19 protein-coding genes and 1 other annotated feature are annotated in these 20,109 nt (G+C 46.9%); of the genes, 11 read left to right on the top strand and 8 right to left on the bottom strand.

Annotated features, from left to right (window positions below; translation table 11 throughout):
• The first annotated feature begins 36 nt into the window (after positions 1 to 36).
• The 7 genes from MHI12_RS18850 to MHI12_RS18820 all read left to right on the top strand — a co-directional run bounded on the left by MHI12_RS18850 (position 37) and on the right by MHI12_RS18820 (position 6,755).
• A complete protein-coding gene (locus MHI12_RS18850) occupies positions 37 to 909 on the top strand; it encodes a 3-hydroxyacyl-CoA dehydrogenase family protein (RefSeq protein ID WP_017687750.1) in 873 nt (290 codons plus the stop codon).
• The gene (locus tag MHI12_RS18845; RefSeq protein ID WP_036671987.1) at positions 906 to 2,111 is read left to right on the top strand and encodes an acetate/propionate family kinase; all 1,206 of its coding nucleotides are present in this window, start codon (positions 906 to 908) and stop codon (positions 2,109 to 2,111) included. Before MHI12_RS18850 ends, MHI12_RS18845 begins: the two co-directional genes overlap by 4 nt.
• A 101-nt stretch (positions 2,112 to 2,212) precedes the next feature.
• Complete coding sequence (gene asnS, locus MHI12_RS18840; RefSeq protein ID WP_017687752.1) at positions 2,213 to 3,508, top strand: asparagine--tRNA ligase; 1,296 nt, start codon at positions 2,213 to 2,215, stop codon at positions 3,506 to 3,508.
• Positions 3,509 to 3,528: 20 nt separating this feature from the next.
• Positions 3,529 to 4,233, top strand: coding sequence for a DnaD domain-containing protein (locus tag MHI12_RS18835; protein ID WP_081745877.1), 705 nt, complete (start codon positions 3,529 to 3,531; stop codon positions 4,231 to 4,233).
• Positions 4,234 to 4,479: 246 nt separating this feature from the next.
• The gene (locus MHI12_RS18830; protein WP_405170041.1) at positions 4,480 to 4,980 is read left to right on the top strand and encodes an RNA polymerase sigma factor; all 501 of its coding nucleotides are present in this window, start codon (positions 4,480 to 4,482) and stop codon (positions 4,978 to 4,980) included.
• Positions 4,973 to 5,425: a hypothetical protein gene (locus MHI12_RS18825; protein WP_405170040.1), complete on the top strand. Its 453-nt coding sequence runs from the start codon at positions 4,973 to 4,975 to the stop codon at positions 5,423 to 5,425. The genes MHI12_RS18830 and MHI12_RS18825 overlap by 8 nt, the downstream gene beginning before the upstream one ends.
• Before the next feature lie 28 nt (positions 5,426 to 5,453).
• Entirely contained in the window at positions 5,454 to 6,755 is a 1,302-nt protein-coding gene (locus MHI12_RS18820; protein WP_405170039.1) for a multi-tm2 domain protein, read from the top strand.
• Positions 6,756 to 6,907: 152 nt separating this feature from the next.
• Here the strand turns inward: MHI12_RS18820 and MHI12_RS18815 are convergent, their stop codons facing one another.
• From MHI12_RS18815 to MHI12_RS18785, 7 genes are all read right to left on the bottom strand, one after another.
• On the bottom strand, positions 6,908 to 7,561 hold the full coding sequence (locus tag MHI12_RS18815; protein WP_036607600.1) for a methylthioribulose 1-phosphate dehydratase: 654 nt from the start codon (positions 7,559 to 7,561) through the stop codon (positions 6,908 to 6,910).
• Between the two features lie 3 nt (positions 7,562 to 7,564).
• Positions 7,565 to 8,242, bottom strand: coding sequence for a 2-hydroxy-3-keto-5-methylthiopentenyl-1-phosphate phosphatase (locus MHI12_RS18810; RefSeq protein ID WP_405170038.1), 678 nt, complete (start codon positions 8,240 to 8,242; stop codon positions 7,565 to 7,567).
• Complete coding sequence (locus MHI12_RS18805) at positions 8,239 to 9,462, bottom strand: 2,3-diketo-5-methylthiopentyl-1-phosphate enolase (protein WP_405170037.1); 1,224 nt, start codon at positions 9,460 to 9,462, stop codon at positions 8,239 to 8,241. The genes MHI12_RS18810 and MHI12_RS18805 overlap by 4 nt, the downstream gene beginning before the upstream one ends.
• Entirely contained in the window at positions 9,459 to 10,319 is an 861-nt protein-coding gene (proC, locus tag MHI12_RS18800; protein ID WP_339783023.1) for a pyrroline-5-carboxylate reductase, read from the bottom strand. The genes MHI12_RS18805 and proC overlap by 4 nt, the downstream gene beginning before the upstream one ends.
• Before the next feature lie 36 nt (positions 10,320 to 10,355).
• Entirely contained in the window at positions 10,356 to 11,603 is a 1,248-nt protein-coding gene (locus MHI12_RS18795; protein ID WP_405170036.1) for a glutamate-5-semialdehyde dehydrogenase, read from the bottom strand.
• Between the two features lie 57 nt (positions 11,604 to 11,660).
• Positions 11,661 to 12,764: a glutamate 5-kinase gene (gene proB, locus MHI12_RS18790; RefSeq protein ID WP_340963084.1), complete on the bottom strand. Its 1,104-nt coding sequence runs from the start codon at positions 12,762 to 12,764 to the stop codon at positions 11,661 to 11,663.
• Positions 12,765 to 12,846: 82 nt separating this feature from the next.
• Positions 12,847 to 13,061, bottom strand: a binding site (T-box leader).
• Between the two features lie 64 nt (positions 13,062 to 13,125).
• The gene (locus tag MHI12_RS18785) at positions 13,126 to 14,334 is read right to left on the bottom strand and encodes a pyridoxal phosphate-dependent aminotransferase (protein WP_405170035.1); all 1,209 of its coding nucleotides are present in this window, start codon (positions 14,332 to 14,334) and stop codon (positions 13,126 to 13,128) included.
• 261 nt (positions 14,335 to 14,595) lie between these two features.
• Between MHI12_RS18785 and MHI12_RS18780 the strand changes: the two genes are divergently transcribed.
• From MHI12_RS18780 to MHI12_RS18765, 4 genes are all read left to right on the top strand, one after another.
• The gene (locus MHI12_RS18780; protein ID WP_405170034.1) at positions 14,596 to 15,591 is read left to right on the top strand and encodes an ABC transporter substrate-binding protein; all 996 of its coding nucleotides are present in this window, start codon (positions 14,596 to 14,598) and stop codon (positions 15,589 to 15,591) included.
• Positions 15,592 to 15,793: 202 nt separating this feature from the next.
• On the top strand, positions 15,794 to 17,416 hold the full coding sequence (locus tag MHI12_RS18775) for an ABC transporter substrate-binding protein (protein ID WP_405170033.1): 1,623 nt from the start codon (positions 15,794 to 15,796) through the stop codon (positions 17,414 to 17,416).
• Positions 17,417 to 17,489: 73 nt separating this feature from the next.
• Positions 17,490 to 18,311 carry a carbon-nitrogen family hydrolase gene (locus MHI12_RS18770; RefSeq protein ID WP_405170032.1) on the top strand — a complete coding sequence of 274 codons (822 nt, stop codon included), beginning with the start codon at positions 17,490 to 17,492 and terminating at the stop codon, positions 18,309 to 18,311.
• A 91-nt stretch (positions 18,312 to 18,402) separates the two neighbouring features.
• Entirely contained in the window at positions 18,403 to 18,588 is a 186-nt protein-coding gene (locus tag MHI12_RS18765; RefSeq protein ID WP_017687767.1) for a hypothetical protein, read from the top strand.
• Positions 18,589 to 18,822: 234 nt separating this feature from the next.
• On the opposite strand, the gene MHI12_RS18760 is transcribed toward MHI12_RS18765, so the two are convergent.
• Positions 18,823 to 19,743 (bottom strand): LysR family transcriptional regulator, encoded by a 921-nt coding sequence (locus tag MHI12_RS18760; RefSeq protein ID WP_076318119.1) that lies wholly within the window; start codon positions 19,741 to 19,743, stop codon positions 18,823 to 18,825.
• Between the last annotated feature and the right edge of the window lie 366 nt (positions 19,744 to 20,109).

Here is a 20,109-nt window from a genome sequence, read left to right as displayed (position 1 = left end):
TAGAGAAATAGAGAACCGAAAGGATGGAGCAGAACCATGTTTTTCAAAAAAATAGGAGTTGTCGGCGGCGGTACGATGGGGCAAGGTATTTCCCAGATGCTCGCAGCCAAAGGACTTGATGTGCTTCTCGTGGAGCATACAACACAAAAGCTGGATCATGCATATGACATGATCGAAACCAATCTGGATAAACAACTGGAGAAATGGGCGATTACAAAAGCGGAGAAGAAATTGATTCTTTCCCGTATTACCAAGGTAGCTCATTTAGCTGAACTTGGAACTTGCGACATGGTCATTGAGACGATTTCAGAAGATCTGGATGCTAAAAAAGCAGTATTCAGCCAACTGGACCAAGTTTGTCCAAGCAATGTCATTCTGGCAAGTAATACATCCACGCTGAGTTTGACCGAGCTTGCAAGCTCGACCAAATACCCAGAGCGTGTTATTGGTATGCACTTTATTCACCCGGTATCCCGGGTTGATCTTGTAGAGATTATTCGTGGACTGAAAACTTCGGATACAACATTCGAAGAGACCAGACGTTTTGTTGAAGAAGTAGCTGACAAAAAAGGAGTCATGATCTATGAATCCCCTGGATTCGTAACTTCCCGTCTGATCTGCCTGCTGATTAACGAAGCGTTGCATGTATTGCAAGAAGGTGTTGCATCTGCTGAAGATATCGATGATGCAATGCGTATCGGATACAACTTCCAACATGGACCACTCGAAATGGCTGACCGTTTCGGATTGGATTCTGTTGAAGCTGCACTCGAAAGAATGTTCCGTGAATTCGGAGAATTGAAATATCGTCCTTCTACAGTCCTGAAGAAAATGGTGCGTGCAGGACACCTGGGTGCCAAAACAGGCGAAGGATTCTTCAAGTACGACAAGGATGGTGACCGACTGTGAAAGTACTCGTAATTAATGCGGGGAGTTCCTCGCTCAAATATCAACTGTATAATATGACTGACGAATCTGTACTGGCTAAAGGTTTGGTAGAACGGATCGGAATGGATTCCTCCATCCTGACACACAAACCGACAGGCCGTGAGGATGTTACAGAAGTTAGTGAGATTCTGGAGCATACAACAGCAATCCGTAAAGTCATTGATATTTTGACTCACAAAGAAAATGGTGTACTGGATTCTGTAAGTGAAATTCAAGCTGTTGGACACCGTGTTGTTCACGGTGGTGAAGCATTTAAAGAATCTGCATTGGTAGATGATGCTGCCAAAGCTGAAATTCGTCGTTTGTTCGACTTGGCTCCACTTCATAACCCTGCTGCAATGATGGGTATTCGTGCGGCTGAATTAAATATGCCAGGTGTGCCTCAGGTAATGGTCTTTGATACAGCGTTCCATCAGACGATGCCTGAAAAAGCTTATCTGTATGCTATTCCGCGTGTACTTTACAAAAAATATAAAGTACGTCGCTATGGGGCACATGGTACTTCCCATGATTTCGTAAGCAAGGCAGCTGCTGAATATCTGGATCGTCCAGTGGAAGATCTGAAAATTATCACTTGTCACGTCGGTAACGGCGGAAGTGTAACAGCAGTTAAAGGTGGCGTATCCGTTGATACTTCGATGGGCATGACTCCTCTAGAGGGACTGATGATGGGAACGCGTTCTGGTGACCTTGACCCAGCCATCGTACCTTATGTAATGAACAAGGAAGAACTGAGCGTAAGCGAAGTGAACTCCATGTTGAACAAACACAGTGGATTGCTTGCGATCTCCGGAATCAGCAGTGACATGCGTGAGATTACAGAAGGTATGGAGAATGGCGATGCCAACTCCACGCTTGCTTTTGAAATGTACGAATACCGTCTGCGTAAATACATCGGCTCATATGCAGCTGCAATGAACGGTGTAGACGTGATCGTCTTTACGGCTGGTGTAGGTGAAAACTCTGTTGTACTTCGCCAAAAAGTATGTGAGCAGCTCACTTATCTGGGTGTTGAACTGGATGAAGCGCTGAATGCCATTCGTTCTGGCGAACCACGCCGGATCACAACAGCGAACTCCAAAGTGGAAGTTCTCGTTGTGCCAACAAACGAAGAATTGGTAATTGCACGTGATACACACCGAATCGTATTGAATTCTCAGTAATCTAACTGTAAAGTAAATATAGAATGACAAGGAAGTGCAGAGGACAGGCATAAGCCTGCCCGCTGCATTTTCAAATTCAGGAACCAAGGGGAGATATGGGCATGAATACGAATTGTGTAATTCGTAATGTGAACGAGCATGTGGGCGAAACCGTAACAATCGGTGCCTGGATTAACAACAAACGTTCCAGCGGTAAAATTCAGTTTTTGCAGCTGCGTGATGGAACCGGATATATCCAAGGGGTTGTTGTGAAAAGTGAAGTTAGTGAAGAGATCTGGAACAATGCCAAGAGCCTGACTCAAGAAAGCTCTTTGTATGTTACGGGTATTATTCGTGAAGAACCTCGCAGTGCGTCCGGTTACGAGATGACTGTTACAGGGGTTGAAATCATTCACCTGACTGAAAACTACCCAATTACGCCTAAAGAGCACGGTGTTGATTTCTTGATGGACCATCGTCATCTGTGGCTTCGTTCTACGAAGCAACGTGCGGTTATGGTAATTCGTGCAGAGATTATTCGCGCTGTTCAGCAGTTCTTTGATGGTAACGGATTCACACAAGTTGATCCTCCGATTTTGACACCATCGTCTGCGGAAGGAACAACGAACCTTTTTCACATCAAATACTTTGATGAAGATGCTTATCTGACACAAAGTGGTCAATTGTATATGGAAGCCGCAGCCATGGCACTGGGCAAAGTATATTCCTTTGGTCCAACATTCCGCGCAGAGAAGTCCAAAACACGTCGTCACTTGATTGAGTTCTGGATGATTGAGCCGGAAATGGCATTTGTAGATCACGAGGAAAGTCTGCGCGTACAAGAGAAATTTATCGCTCATGTCGTTCAATCCGTGGTGAAAAACTGCCGTGCAGAACTGGAATCTATCGGTCGTGACGTATCCAAACTCGAAGGCATCGTAGCTCCATTCCCGCGTATTACGTATGATGAAGCGATTGAATTCCTGCATGGACAAGGCTTTGATATTCCTTGGGGAGAAGACTTCGGTGCACCACACGAAACAGCAATTGCTGAGAAGTACAATACACCTGTCTTTATCACGCATTACCCTGCTGGAATCAAGGCTTTCTATATGAAACCAGATCCGAATCGTCCAGAAGTTGTTCTCTGTGCGGATATGATTGCACCAGAAGGCTACGGAGAGATTATTGGCGGTTCGCAGCGTATCGATGATCCGGAATTGATGCAACAACGTTTTGAGGAGCATAATCTCTCGGATGAAGCTTACCAATGGTATCTGGATTTACGTAAATACGGATCGGTTCCTCACTCCGGTTTCGGTCTGGGATTGGAGCGGACGGTAGCATGGATCTGTGGATTGGATCATGTACGTGAAACAATCGCATTCCCACGTATGCTCTATCGTCTGTACCCTTAATGTTTAACCGAGGAGCGTCTATGGAAGACACCACATCCAAAGCTTGGTTGGATGGAGCAGCTTATGGCATGACTTCGGGTACAGCTCATCTGCCGTATGCCTTGTTACGTTTTTATCACCAGCTTGGTCTATCAGATGCAGAAGTGCTTCTTCTGATTCAACTGCTAGGGTTCCGTCAGGCAGAGTTCAATGAGTTTCCCACGCTTGAAGAGCTTGCGGCGCGCATGGGACTTGCACCTGAAGGTATTGCCAGAATGTTGCAACGTCTGATGAGGGATGGGTATATTGCTATTGACGAGCACCGTGACGAAGAACGGGACATCCAGTACGAGCGATATGATTTACATGGATTATATGCCAAGCTTGCAGCGTGCACTGCTGAAGAAGTAGCCGCATTCCGTGCGGAGCAGCAGAGTAGCAATACAGCACGTCAAGATTCGAACAGTGTTCAAAAAGAAGAGGAAGAACGGAATATGTTCTCCATCTTTGAAAAAGAATTTGGACGTCCGCTCTCTCCAATGGAGTGCGAGACGATATCCGGCTGGTTGGATCAGGACCGTTATCAAGAGGAATTGATTCTAATGGCTCTGAAGGAAGCGGTTTTTGCAGGCAAAGTACATTTCCGGTATATCGATCGAATTCTGCTTGAGTGGAGTCGCAATCGTGTCAAGACCGTTCAAGACGCGAAGGCGTACACGCAGCGGTTTCGTAATGGTGGACGTTAATTCCAGCGTAGGCAGGGACAAGAAACAGGCCAGAAGTCATTCTGTGCCTGTTTTTTTGGATTAAAGATTGGATGAGTGATCAGCAACATCAACCTTTCAGGCAATGAATTCATTTTGTTTTACAAAAATTTGATAGATCACGCAGGGGTTAACACACAAGCTGTCGTCTATTGTATTGGAGAGGAGGGGAGAGTTATTGATGAAGCGCGCGTAATCGAACAAATCCGTCAAGGAGATACATCCCAGATGCGTACTCTGATTGATAAGTATAGCCAGCATGTATACCATGTGGCCTATTCCGTACTCAGGAACGATCAGGAAGCACAGGATGCAGCTCAGGAGGCGTTCATACAGATGTATAAGTCTCTCCCCGACTACCGTTCTGAAGGTTTCAAGACGTGGTTAACCCGAATTGCCTTTCACAAAGCGATTGATGCCAAACGCAAGCTGGGCAGACGAACTGCTGAGGATCTGGGTGGAGAAGAAAAAATAATCAATATGCCCGGACGGGATGAAGACGTTCTTACCCGTCTCGTTCGTGAAGAACGTCAGGATAAACTTCGCGAACGAATTAATCAGTTGCCTGCTCAGCATCGTGACATTATCACTGCGTATTATCTAGTCGAAAAAAATTATGAGCAGATTGCCAGTGATGCACAGGTGGCTGTGAAGACTGTGGAATCCCGCTTGTATCGTGCACGGCAGTGGATTCGAAAACATTGGAAGGAGGATGAATGGCGTGAGTAAACAGGAGAAGTATACCGCTGCGCAATGGACTGATTATATTGAAGGCCATATGAGTGAAACTCAAGCGAACCAAATGGAACAGCTTCTGATGGAAGATCCGGATGCGATGGACATCTATCTGGAAGCGCTTGGTATACATGGAGAACTGCCTCTGCTACATGACCCAACAGGGTTTGCGGATTCAGTCATGCATCGGATTGAGGGCATTCAATCACCCAAGGTACAACGCAAATCCCGTGCTGGACGAAACCGGCGCTGGCTTGATCATAAAGTGTTCCATTACGCGGTAGCGGCCTGTTTGACATTGATCTTCCTCTCGTCTGGACTTTTTGACAAGGTAGCACCCTATCACAAGTTCCAGGATGGCGACCACAGAGGGTCATTTACCGAGAAATGGACGGAGGCAGCCACTTCATGGCTGGATAACCTCAAGCCTAAACCATAAATAGTTTCGCATTGCCTGAAAAGAAAGGATGACGACTGTGCACTCAGATCGTAACAAATTACTCGCATTTCTATTAAACCTGATACCAGGTCTCGGTTTCATGTATTGGGGACGGGCTGCAAGGGCTGTGATCTATCCATTGCTTTTCTTCGGAACAGCTGTTGGCTCATTCATGTTAGCCATGGTCACTAATGAACGAGATTTATTGATTTTCGGTGCACTTTTTGCTGCTTTCTTCTGGGGGATCAGCATGCTGGATATGGTTATTGTTCTGCTCCGTACACCTTCTGCCCGAGAAGCACATTATAGGGGATACGGTGCGCCTTATGGATCTCCTCCACACCAAGGAGCAGCCTACCAGGGAGCATACATGGGTCAGCAAGGGCCTATGGAGCAGATGAATGAAGATGAGCTACATCAACATCCAGGTGGTGAATATGGCCATCCTGAGGGTCCCTATGGTCAACCCATGTATCGAAAAGGCAGTGAGGGTGAACGGTTCTTCACCATTTTGCTCTCATTTGTTCCGGGATTGGGCCACCTTCATCTGGGATTGTTGCATCGCGGGTTGTCGTTTCTGATGGCGTTCTTTGGTTCATTTGCCATGATGGTTTTTGTGGCTTCGATCACCAATGAATCCGTATTTTTAATGTTCCTGCTCATACTGCCTGTAATATGGGTATACTGCATGTTTGATGCGGTGCAACATGTCCACCGTAAGCAGGCTGGTGAGGTGTTACAGGATCGGACTTTATTCGAAGAATTGGAGATGGGCAGAGTAGCCGGACGACGTAGCAAAGTGCTTGCAACGCTGCTTTCCGCTTTTCCAGGTGCGGGTCATCTCTATCTGGGATTGCAAAAAAGAGGCATGCAATTGATGTTCCTGTTCCTGGGCAGCATCTATGTTCTGGACCTGCTTCACTTATCTGTGTTTCTGTTCATGATTCCACTGGTCTGGTTCTACAGCTTCTTTGACGGGCTCCAGTGCTCCAGTCGTTATGGACGCGAGCCTTTGGTTGATCAACCGATCTTCAAGGACTGGGCCCGCCATCAGCGTCTGATTGGATTCGGGATTGCCGCGCTGGGTCTATATTACCTGACGATCCGACTTGTCATTCCACAGCTGAATGAGCTCTTCCCTAATGCATTTATGACGTATGAGATACGTTCCTATTTAAACACCGTCATTGTATCCTTGCTACTCATTTTTGGCGGTTTGAAACTGCTATTTGGTAAGCAACGGGGGACGGGTATCCAAAGTGCTGCTCATCGAAATGATGAGGGAGCAGACAGTCTCTTTTTATTCAAGGATCGGGATGATCGACTGTAGAGTGACCTAAAGATTATTTACACTGACACTACGATGACAGAGCAACCTTCTAATCGCTGTTATCCCATAGCATAAAAACACGCCAAGGGCTACGTATATCAGCCTCTGGCGTGTTTTTTGGTTATGCAGCTTTGATTTCGAATAAATGATTGCTATTTCGTGGCGCCCTTCAACAGAAGTTGACGGTACATCACTTCGAACAGGAACTCAAACGCTTCCAGATGACGTTTCGCTTCAAAAGCATCTTTACCCCAGGCATATATGCCGTGGTTCCGAAGCAAGATCCCTGGTACGTTGGCATCAAGTACACCTGGCACCAATTCAGCGATAGATGGAATATCTGCAAAGTTAGGCAGGACAGGTACACGAATCTCCGCATTTTCTTCCCAAATGTTGAAAGCCTTGATCAATTCAATTCCTTGAATCGGTACGTGTCCATCTGCTCCAAAGAATTCACTGATCAGGTTGTTAAACACGGTATGCACGTGGAATACAGCACCGCAACCCGTCAAACGATAGATTTCGCAATGAATCAATGTTTCAGCACTTGGTTTCAACGTTGTTGTCTCAATCGCTTTGCCGTGTTTGTCCACAAAAAGAAAGTCTTCCGGTGTGCGAAGAGATTTGTCTTTGCCTGAGGCGGTAACCGCAAAATAAAATTGCTCCGGGTCAAAATCTCCTACACGCATCGACAGATTGCCACTTGTTCCGGGGAACCAGTTACGACTGGCGAACAACGCTTTAATATCAGCCAGTTCTTCAAGGACCTGACGTTTGTGTTCCAATGTAATCTTTTCAAAGCCCATCGTTTACAGCACTCCTTGTGTTTGCTTCTGTTTCATATCTTCGATGATATCGTAAAAGGTAGCGAATGGCACATGGTCCACACCAAGTTCAATACATTTGTCCGTCAAAATGGAGCGAGAGTAGACAAGATCGGCAATCTTTGCACCCTCAAAGTCTGTCAGACTGTCTCCAATGAGGATTCGATTGTATTGTTCTTCCGGGAAGGTACGAATCACGGTTGTTTTGCACATGCCGCAGCCATTTTCACAAGGAGGCTGACAGGGATTCGGCCATTCAATCTTAATGGTTTCACCCGAGAAGTCAGCTCCATTGCAATAGACATGATCCTTAGGGATATCGAATGGCGCGAGTAAGGGTTCGATAAAGAAGTCCATACCGCCGCTGGTCACATTGAATTCGATCCCTTCGCTGCGAACGTAGTCAAGAAATTCGCTGAATCCTTCACGGATCCCCGCTTGTCCAAGCACAAATTCCACAATTTCATCTTTCTGCGATGCAGGCAACAGAGCAAACATGGCTCCAACACCTTCACGCAGCGAGATTTTTTGCTCAATTGTATCTTTCATAATCGCTTCAATGCCCTCAGGCTTGAAATGTTTCATGATTGCGACAATATTGTCCGAGAGCGTAATCGTACCGTCAAAGTCACAGAAAATGACTGTTTTTTTATCACTTCTCATCGTTCGCCACCCCACAGATCCAATGCACTTTTCAACTCCGGATGCTCGGTTGCATACTGCGCGAGTGGAATGGAACGTTGAGCTGCCTCAATGGCTTGCAGGAATGCACGTCCGCCTGCCTCAGTGCCCATAGGATGTCCATGAATACCGCCACCAGCATTAACGATGACATCCGTGCCAAAGTCGCGCAAAATGAGCGGTACAAGGCCTGGATGGATACCGGCTGAAGGCACTGGCATACTGGTTCGTACTGGCAGATCGACTGTCAGTAATTGCTCCGTGATCGCCATATTTTCTTCCTTCGGCATTGTAACCGAACCATAAGGAGAAGGGAAGAGCACCAGATCGGCACCCGCAAGACGCATCAACTGGCCTAGTACAACCGAAGCGGACATGCCGTAATGTGGTGAAGGATACAGTGCACCTGCAAGAGCAGGGTGAGCCATAATTGGCACATTGATGTCAGGATCACTGCTGAGTTCATGCAGCACATCATATCCGTAAGACAATACGTTGAATAACAGGGCATTGGCTCCTGCACCAATAGCGCGTTCAGCTTGTTGCTTCAGACGAGATGTAGGTCCTGTAAGATTGGTTGCATACAGAAGTTTCTTGCCGGTCTCCTGGCGTGCCTGTTCGGCAGCTTTCATGCAGACCTCGACTCTTTTTTCGATAGGTGTCAATTTATTCTCAAACAGAATCTCATCGTCCTTGATCAAATCAACGCCACCAAGAGCCTGACGAATAAATTGTTCACGCAGTTCATCTGCATCCAGTCCGATAACCGATTTGAAGATACTCATTAACAGTGGACGATCATGCACACCAAGCAGATCACGAACACCATTCAGTCCAAACTTTGGTCCCGGGAATGCACTGAGGAAGCCATCCGAGAAACCAAGCTTTGTTAATTTGATCCGGCCATCCATTGAGATTTTGCCAAAGACCGTCACGAGCAGGGCAGGGATATCACGGCTGAAGTTAACATCAGGATATCCAATAGTAATATCGGCGTAACGCTCACCTGCAGCCATTCCTTCAGTTTCATGGACTTCTACGCTGATTACTTCACCCAGATGTTTCTGCATCGCTTCACGCTGGGCTTGCGGCAACTCAGTCCAGCTACCAACGGTCATGCCAATCGCGATAGACTGAGCCTTCTTGCGAAAGTCTGCATGATCATCATGCAGACGATATGTGGCTGTGCACATGTTATTCATTTTAAATCCCCTTCCAAAGCAGCTCCCATCTCCCGTGAGCGCTCTGCACAGCGGTTGACGGCTGCGATTACATTTTCAAAGAAATCTCCTTCGTCCAGCGTTTTTAGTGCTGCCTGGGTTGCCCCTCCCGGGGATGTCACATCACTACGAAGCTTCATCGGTTCCAAACCGGTTTGTTGTACCATACGTGACGCGCCAAGCACCGTCTGAACAGTGAGATCACGAGATTGCTGGCTAGATAAGCCACCACGAATACCTGCGGCAATCATGGCCTCCATTAAATAGTATACATAAGCAGGGCCGCTTCCGGAAATCCCAGTGAGCACTTCGAGTTTATCTTCAGGTACGATAGTCACGATACCAACCGCTTCAAACATGGTCATCACTATACTGCGCTGTTCATCCGTAATCTCCGCAGAGAAGGCAAGACCAGTTGCACCGAGTCCAATGGTACTGGATGTATTCGGCATGGTTCTGGCGATTGGCTGTTTACGACCAAGCAAGGACTGCATCGTGCGAATCGATAAACCGGCAATGACAGATACGATCAATTGGTCAGGTGATAACAACGGACCCAGTTCGCGCAATGCCGCGGCAGCATCTTTGGGTTTCATGCAGAGTACAATGACCGGAGTGGAGGCGAGATGATCCAGAGATTGTGAGGCAGTTCCGGTATGTACTGCATAACGGGTACTGAGCTCCTCCTGACGTTTCTGGTTGCTGCGGTTCAGCATCGTAATATCCTGAGGACGAACGACTAGGCGGGAGATCAGTCCGCGCACGATGGCTTCAGCCATCGCGCCTGCTCCGTGGAAAGTAATCTTCTGTTGTAGTAACGTCTGTTGCTCTTGACTCATATTTATCGTTCCTCCTATATAACTGGTGCTGGGATATTATTGACGAATCTGTCCATTGCCTGTAATCCGATATTTGGTTGACGTCAGTGCTGGTAGTCCCATCGGTCCTCGTGCATGCAGTTTCTGGGTACTGATTCCGATTTCGGCTCCATAGCCAAATTCAAACCCGTCGGTGAAACGCGTGGACGCATTGTGATAGACGGCTGCTGCATCCACATCATGCATAAAGCGCTCTGCATGGGCTGTATCCCGGGTTACGATACACTCGGAATGTTTGGTTCCATAATGTGCGATGTGCTGCATCGCTTCGTCCAGGTTCTCAACCACCCGGATATTTAAAATATAGTCGTTGTACTCGGTCGCATAGTCTTCCTCGGTTGCCTCAAGGGCAGAAGGAACAAGACGGCGCACCGTGTCGCAACCTTTCAAGACCACACTGGCCTCACGGAATTGCTCGGCAAGAGTAGGCAGATGCTCTTCCGCGTATGCGGCATGCAGCAGCAACGTTTCCATGGAGTTACATACGGATGGACGTTGTGCCTTGGCATTGATGGCAATTTCGGCTGCCATAACTGGATCGGCTGATTCATCCACATAGGTATGGCAGATGCCCGCCCCAGTTTCGATGACAGGTACGGTTGCATTGGCAACCACATTACGAATGAGGGAAGCTCCTCCGCGTGGAATGATAACGTCCAGCAGTCCGTTCAACTTAAGCATCTCATCTACGGAAGCACGATCTGCATCTTCAACCAGTTGCAAAGCATCAGCAGGCATGTCTGTCGTTGTGAGTGCCTGATGCAGCACCTCCACAATTTTACGATTGGAAGACAGGGCAGAGGAGCCGCCGCGCAGAAGCACTGCATTACCTGTTTTGAGACATAATCCGGCTGCGTCTACAGTTACATTAGGACGAGCTTCGTAGATGATGCCAATCAGGCCAATCGGCACTCTTAATTTTTCAACATGTAATCCGTTTGGACGGGTGAATGTCTCTAACACTTCACCGACTGGATCAGGCAGATCTGCAATCTGACGTAACCCTTCAGCAATGCCAGCAATGCGCTCCTTATTAAGTGCGAGCCGATCCAGCATGGATTCCGGCGTACCTTGTTCTCTGCCGCGTTCCAGATCTTCGGCGTTTGCCGTAATGATGGAATCCGTCTCCTTAATTAAAGCATCTGCCATGACATGCAGGGCCGTATTTTTCTGTTCTGTATTCAATCGGTTCAGCTGTGGAACCGCTGCTTGGGCTTTGCTGGCTTTTTCTCTGACTTCACTCATCGTAATTCCTCCTCATATATATAAAGTTAAAATTTTAACCACTATATAGCTTCATAGTTATTTTAACGTAATCCATTCGTCTCTATGAATAACCTCGAGTCTGTGGATGCTAGCGAGTTGTTTCATCACTTCGCCACTGGGAAGTCCGGCAATGAGTCGAAGCTGGTCATCATCATAATTGACAATACCGCGACCGAGCAAGGTTTCATCCATGCCAATGACCTCCACGACGTCTCCGGCATGGAAAGTTCCAAGTACCCGCTTGACCCCTACAGGTAGAAGACTGTGCCCCCCATGGACAAGGGCTTCTTCAGCACCATCATCCACAACGACTGTTCCCAGCGGAGTAGACATGAAGCCAAGCCACTGCTTTTTACGGGATAGCGAAGCGAGTCGTGTCTCAAAGTAAGTTCCTTTGCCCGTGCCATCAACGGCTTTCTGCATATCTCCTGGTTCTTTCACACTTCCTACGAATACAGGTACGCCTCCACGTGTAGCAACCTTGGCTGCATCAACTTTGGATCGCATTCCGCCTGTGCCAACCGCCGAACCTGAACCGCCGGCAAAAGCGTAGATCTCAGCCGTGATTTCGGGAATACGGTCGTAACGCACGGCAGAAGGATCTTTGCGCGGATCTGCGGTGTACAGCCCGTTGGTATCGGTAAGAATGATCAGATGCTGTGCCTTCACCAGGTTCGCAACCAATGCGGACAATAGATCATTATCACCAAACTTCAATTCATCCACCGATACCGTATCATTTTCATTAAAAATCGGAATCACTCGTTGTTTAAGCAGTTCCTCTACGGTCATACCTGCATTCCCCATGCGTTTACGACTGTGAAAGTCTGTACGAGTTAACAGAATTTGCGCCGTAGTAACGCGGTGCGCTGCAAAAGCCTGTTGATATGCCTGCATCAGTAACGCCTGCCCAACGGCCGCTGCAGCTTGTTTCTCATGCAACTGTTTGGGCCGCTGAGGATAACCGATCTCCCGGAATCCGGCCGCTACCGCTCCTGAGGTGACCAGGAGTACTTCATGGCCCTGATCAGCCAATGCTGCAATTTCTCCGGCAAAAAAAGTGATCGAACTGCGATCCAGACCGCCTTCTTCCGTTGTAAGCGAGCTGCTTCCAATCTTAACTACAATACGTGAAGTCATGGTTTCACTTCCTTAAACATGATTAATAAGTGCTTCTGGAGCAGGCTTTAGCGGGTACAAAAAAAACTCCCGCCCTTTAGTTAAAAAGGACGAAAGTTCGTTACTTCCGCGGTACCACCTTTATTGATGATTAGATCATCCGGCTTCATGCCCTGTAACAGAAGGCACTGTCCTGCACGTAACAGGCCGCTCAGGGGTAGGTTTCAGAGAAGAGCCGCGGTAAATTCTTTCAGCAGGGTGGAATTTACTCTCTGGGCGCGACTGATATTCTCTTACTGGTCCCGTCATCACGTTTCGTTCAATATTTCTTATAACATACCATGGAAACTTGGCATATGCAAAGGGGTTATGATCCTGTAAATTACTTGAATAAATTCAGCTTGCCAATCCGCTCCACAGCTTCGCGTAATCGGTTTTCATCACTTAGCAGTCCCGCGCGCACATAGCCTTCGCCATGTGAACCAAAACCAATACCTGGGGCTACGGCCACCTTGGCTTCTCGCAGTAACAAGTCTGCAAATGAAGCAGAGGTATAACCGGCAGGTACAGGCAACCAGCTGAAAAATGAACCTGCGGGTTTCGAAGCTTGCCAGCCAATCGAGGAAAGAGAGTCATAAAATGCATTGCGACGGGATTCGTAACGTGAAACCAGCGAAGTAACACATTCCTGGGAGCCAGTAAGTGCTTCCGTTGCCGCAGCCTGAATTCCACCGAAGAGACTGACATAAATATGATCCTGAAGCAGATTGATTTTAGAGACAATCTCTGCGTTGCCAAGCGCGAATCCAACACGCCATCCAGCCATATTGTACGTTTTGGATAATGTATAGAACTCAATGCCCACTTCTTTGGCACCAGGGGCTTGCAGGAAACTTACGGGACGATGTCCGTCAAATCCAATCGCACCGTAAGCAAAGTCGCTGGCAATGACGATTTGATTTTGAATGGCAAATTCAACCGTATCTTCGTAGAACGAAAGGGGTGCCGTTGCTGACGTTGGGTTGTTGGGATAGTTCAGGAACATCAGCTTGGCCTTCTCCCGATCTTCGGCTGTAACAGCTTCATAATCCGGCAGGAATGCGTTGGACTCCAGCAAAGGCATAAATGACATGTTTGCTTTGGCGAGTGCAACACCAGACCAGTAATCCGGGTAGCCGGGATCTGGAACGAGAACGGTGTCGCCGGGGTTTAGCAGGACCTGAGGTAACTGAACCAATCCGGTTTTGCCTCCGAACAGAATGGCTACTTCGGTCTCGGGGTCCAGATCAACGTTGTAATCTTCCTTATAACGTTTGGCGACGGCTTCCTTCAGGAAAGAGTACCCTCTAAAAGGGGAGTATTTGTGGTAGAGGGGATTCTCAGCCGACTCTTGCAGTGTTTTCACAATATGAGGTGGTGTAGGTGTATCCGGGTTCCCCTGACCCAGATTAATCACGTCATGTCCACTTGCGATTTCACGATTTACATTTTGAACAAGGGTAGCAAAAAATTGCGTTGGCAGCTGTGCCATCACATCAGAAGTTGGTATCGTAAAGGCTGAACGAGCAGTTATATGGTCTGAATGGGTCATTAGATTCATCACTCCGGTTATTAAAAATGGCAAATAGTTCTCATTAATTTATCACGCAAATCCCGAGCTGTATAGAGGGAAATACACTTGAATATACAGTACATAGGCGCAAAGAGCGGAGTATTGTACAAAACTGAAAGTGCTCATTTAGTTTTGTCCATTGAGATGAGAGATACCTTGTTTTATGATAATATCCGATAATGATAATCAATATCATTAAATTATTGCACAACGCACATGATATAGGGGGGAGAAATAGAAATGAAAAAGGGCATTCGAAATACGGCAGTATTATTTACGGTTACGTGGTTATCCATTCTGCTGCTGGCTTGTGGAAATCAGGCAGCAACACCTGCTGCTGGCGCAGATGATTCCAAAGTAGCCACAGAAACGACAGAGACCCCGACTGCAGTGGAAGAAACGAATGAAGGCGAGACCCGGATATTCAAAGACTGGACTGGCCATGAGGTTGAGGTCCCTGTAAATCCGAAGCGAGTTATCTATCATGGAGAAGTTACAGGGGATCTGCTCGCTCTTGGTGTTGTTCCTGTCGGCATACTTCGTCAAGAGGGAACCGTATTTGATGATCAGGTTGCTCAGGCAGAGGATATAGGGTTTCCTATCAGTGTGGAAAAGGCGCTAGCCTTGAATCCCGATCTAATCATTTTCTCGAACAGTGATGAGGCACAATACGATCAGATCGCGAAGGTTGCACCCACGGTTACATTTGATTCGTTCGGGTCAATAGAAGATCGTATGCGTATCCTTGGCGACTTGTTGAACAAGAAGCAAGAAGCGGAGGACTGGATTACGGCTCATCAAAAAGCGACGGAAGAGATGTGGACGCAACTTCATGAGAACGGATTAAAAGAAGGGGAGACTGCTTCAGTATTCACCATGTATCCCGGGAATCGTCTGTTTGTCATGGCGGGTGCAGGATTGCCACAGTTGTTATACGGAAAAGACGGGCTGAAGCCAACCGCGGAAATCCAGAAAGTATTGGATGAAGACATGGGATTTGTAGAGATTTCGACTGAAAAATTATCTGAATTTGCCGGTGATCGGATATTTATTCTGGATCCTGTGACCGACGATGCAAAGCAATCCACCAAGGAATTGCTGGATAGTACAATCTGGAAGAACCTGCCTGCGGTGAAAGAAGGAAAAGTATATCGTTTTAATATTGTAAAAGCTTCTAGTGATGCTCTTTCGAGGGAATGGCTGTTACAAGAGCTGCCAAAACAGATGATTCAATAATGGTGATGAGCTAGTGAGGCAGCAGTAACACCTTTGAGTAATGCAGTTATAAAAAAAGTAAAAGGGGCCTTCAACATTTCGTTGAATGCTCTTTTTTGCTGATTAAACTCATATCTGGATTATTAACAATCGCTCGCTTATAATCAGACCATACAGAATGATTGATAATTATTCTCATTTTAGAAAAACGAGGTGAACCGACATGCAGGCTTTGGATGCCGATGGGGGAACGTTGTTCTTTTCAGCATTCATGTTTCGGCTGGATCATCTGGTACGTCGAATTGAACCACCTGAACAGGTGATGCTGGAAGTTGCTTGCGAGAAACATGCCTTCCTGATCTGTGAAGAAGGGGATGGGCGTTTATATATTGGACATGAACAGTTTCCGTTTACTACGGGATGTGTTTATCCGCTTTCTCCGGGAGAGGGGTACCAGATTGAACATCGTAATAACTCGGAATTGAAATATATCATAATGGCTTTTGATGTTATTCATGTGTTGACGGGTGATACCGAACTCTTTACCCGCGCTGTATTTGAGCACAGAAACCAATTGAATGGTTATCCCTATGCTCCGTTAAGTGGGTTGCTGGAGCAGATGTATGTCATTCGGAATTATAAAACAGATGCCGAATACAGTCATCTGAATGCACAGTTCCAAAAATGGATGGAGATGATCATTACCCGGTACACTTCTCCAAAGACGGAACAGAGTATGGAAGCAAGACTACACAGTACGATTCAGTATGTAGACGACCATTATGCTGAAGAAATCACTGTACAGAAACTGGCACGTCTTGCGGGGATCAGACCTGTACAATATACGACCCTTTTCAGACAAATCACGGGTCACAAGCCGCTCGATTATGTGAATCATGTACGCATCAAACATGCCAAGGACTGGCTTCGCAAATCAGATGAACCACTTCGGGATATAGCGAGCCGCGTGGGATTTAAGGATGAGTACTATTTCAGCAGGCGTTTTCGCCAAATGACGGGATTATCTCCTCGTCAATATAACAGATCGATTCAGCAGCAGACGTTAGTACAAGATTGGTTGGGTCATGATGTGAATATTCCAGTTAACCCAGAGCGAATTATGTTTTATGGAGATTCTGCTGGGGATCTGCTGATGCTGGGTATTCAGTTGCTGGAAGATCGGACATATGACGCGGTCGCCCCGGTTAATGTGGAAGCCGCTGTTATCATGAAGCCGGATTTGATTATTTTTGATAGCAGCAATGAACAGCAGTATGAACAACTTTACCGGATTGCACCGACGCTTGCTTACAATTCACATGCCACGTTGGAAGAACGAATGCACAGATTGGGCAGCTGGTTTGGCAGACAACCGCAGGCTGAACAATGGCTAACCTCCTATGCGGAGCGTACTGAGGCGATGTGGGCGAAGATCCATACTGTAATTGAAGAGGGGGAAACGGCATCCGTATTTACATACCATCGGGGTGCAAGATTATTTGTTATGGGCAATATTGGTCTGGCGCCTATGTTATATCATCCAATGGGATTCAGGCCAGTTACCAAAGTGAAGGAAGCACTTGCGGCAGGCAGAGCCTATAAGGAAATTTCGGCTGAAGCGGTACGTCAGTACGCGGGAGATCATGTGTTTGTTATGCTGCCTGAGGAAGTTGTGGCAAGACAGGCTACAGAGATGCTGATGAAAAGTCCCAGTTGGCAGGCCCTTCCGGCTGTGCAGAATGGACGGGTATACCCTGTGGAGGAATCAACTTGGAATGTGGGTGATGCACTCACGAGTGATCGATTGTTGACCCTGCTCCCTGAGTTGTTGTGTGCAAGTTCATAATAAAAACAGGCTTGCAGTCCTCAAGAGGATCAAGCTATGATAGCAGGTATTACGGTTCAGAGGAGTGCTTGTCATGACAGAAAAACAACAGGGAGAAATGCGTGTAGCCCTGATTCAGGGCGATATTCAACTCGGAGACCCTGAGGCCAATCATAAACATATGCAGACGTTGCTTGAGCGTGCGGTAGAACAATATCCGGATCTGGGGCTGGCTGTGTTACCTGAGATGTGGAATACCGGATACGCTTTGACGCAAATTCATGAACTCGCTGACCCGGAAGGCCAGAAATCTCGGGAATGGCTGTCTGCTTTTGCTCAAAAACATCAAATATCCATCGTTGGCGGTTCAATTGCCGAGAAACGGGATGGTCAAATATACAATACAATGTACGCTTATGATCGGGAAGGAAAACAGGTAACACGATACGATAAATTACATTTGTTCCGTCTGATGGACGAGGAGAAATATTTACAGCCAGGTGCGGAACCTGAAATTTTTGAATTGCAGAACGGTCTTACAGCGGGTGCTTCGATCTGTTATGACATCCGGTTTCCGGAACTTGCCCGCACCCTTGCTCTCAACGGGGCCAAAGCATTGATTGTTCCTGCTGAATGGCCGAACCCTCGTTTGCACCACTGGCGTACGTTGCTTACCGCACGAGCGATTGAGAATCAGATGTATGTGATCGCCTGTAACCGTGTAGGTAAAGGGGGAGAGACCGAATTTTTCGGACATTCCCTCATCATTGATCCTTGGGGTGAGATTGTGGCTGAAGGTGGCGAAGAGGAAGAGATCGTGACCGGAATTATTCGTCCAGCTCTGGTAGATGAGGTTCGCGGACGGATTCCCGTATTTGAAGACCGTCGACCTGGCGTGTATTTTGGCGATAAATAAAAAAAATGAAATAAATTCTGCAGAGAAAGTGTTTACTCTTCCAGGACGCGGGTAATGATAACTATCCCGTTACCAAGGAGATGATCAATCAATGGACAACCATGTGAAAGATACGCTCAGGAGACTGGAACAGGATAACACAAGGGAAGATCACTTAAGGGCATTCTTAGAGAATGGAGCAGGAGGGCTATCACCCCCTGATTCAACTGTTCAGGACGAAGGCCGTGTAATGAATCAGCAAAACAGGCTGACAAGCGATCGTAATTTGCGTAAATAAACCGCCAAACATGAAGTTTTCTTATGTACGTTTCTACGTTAACATTATAAATTAGCATTGTAGTTAAACAACTTAACAAGCAACATTGTACTGTAACCAGTTACTGTGATTGCAATGTAAGAACTCTATCCTGCGGATGCGGGAAACGAGTATATGACAAAGGCTTGGCCCACAAGGGTCAAGCCTTTGTTTTGTTTCAGTATGAAATGTACCCATACTCATAGGAGAAATTTTTTAGTCTCCCTTTGACAGTTCGGTCACGGTTTGTTGAAACGTATGGATGAATGCTTCGGCTGCCTTCGACAGCACTCTGCCTTGACGATAAGCGACAACTAGTGTTCTGCTGGGAGTAGGCTCAGCAAGTGGCACATACACAGGCACGAACTCACTGCGCGGCGCACGGGCAATAAAGCGTGGAACCAGGGTAATACCCATACCTGTGGCGACCAGCGACTGAACGGTTTCAATATTGGTGCTTTCAAACACAACTTGGGGATCAAAACCGGCCTGCTCACAGAGATCAAATGTAAGTTTGCGGAAACCCTGTCCTTTTTTCAATACAACAAACGGTTCATCACGAAGCTCTTCAATTCGCACAGGAAGCGGATGTTCCGGATCTGCCCTGCGTGCTAGAGGGTGATTCGGGGGAACGGCCAGATCAATCTTTTCCTCTCCAATGGCAACATAGGCGAGACTTGGCTCTTGTAAAGGAAGAGATAACAGGCTGAGATCTGCTTTGCCGCTTGCTGTCAATTTCTCAAGCGTAAGCCCGGAGTCTTCCAATAAGGTAACCTCAATCTCGGGATAAGCTTGTTGAAACGCAGGAAGCACGTGTGGGAGCAGGTGTGAGCCCGTGATCGGCATGCTGCCTACAACGACTTTACCTTTGCGAAGCTGGGAGATATCTGACATTTCCTGACGCAATAGCTCCACGGCATCTACGATCTTCTGGGCTTGCTCGACAAACGTAACACCGGCATGGGTTAACTCCACGGTACTCGTATTACGCTGAAAAAGGAGTACTCCCAATTCTTTTTCCAATTTGGATAATTGCTGGCTTAATGAAGGCTGGGCAATATGCAGCTTCTCTGCTGCCCGGGAGAAATTGCGTTCGGCCGCAATTTGCAACGTATATTGAAGTTGTCTGAATTCCATCGTCATTGGTCATTCCTTTCGTTATGCCACCATTATATCATTACAGATGTAGAAATCATTAATTTCGCTTAACCGCTTGCACTCCATCAAAAGAGTTGATATACTGATTTTGAAAACGCTTAATAAGAACCACTTACCCGGGTAAAACAAAATCAACGTTTTCATGTGTGCCAGTTTCAAGTGTTAGTATGGAATCATTTCAAATATTCATATTCTTTTTCGTTCATATAATTGAATAACATTCATCCAACGATGGCGTGTTACTGTTCGGCAGGCAAGACCTAGATTGGGTGGGAAGAGTTTCTTTTTCCTACCCTTTTTAGGTCTTTTTTTGTTCCCATCATGAAGAAATGGCGGAGGTGTCGT

Source organism: Paenibacillus sp. FSL H8-0280 (genome assembly GCF_045040665.1).
In the GTDB taxonomy this organism is placed as follows: domain Bacteria; phylum Bacillota; class Bacilli; order Paenibacillales; family Paenibacillaceae; genus Paenibacillus; species Paenibacillus xylanexedens_A.
Note: the sequence above shows the minus strand (reverse complement) of the source record. Positions and strands in the feature narration are given on the sequence as shown.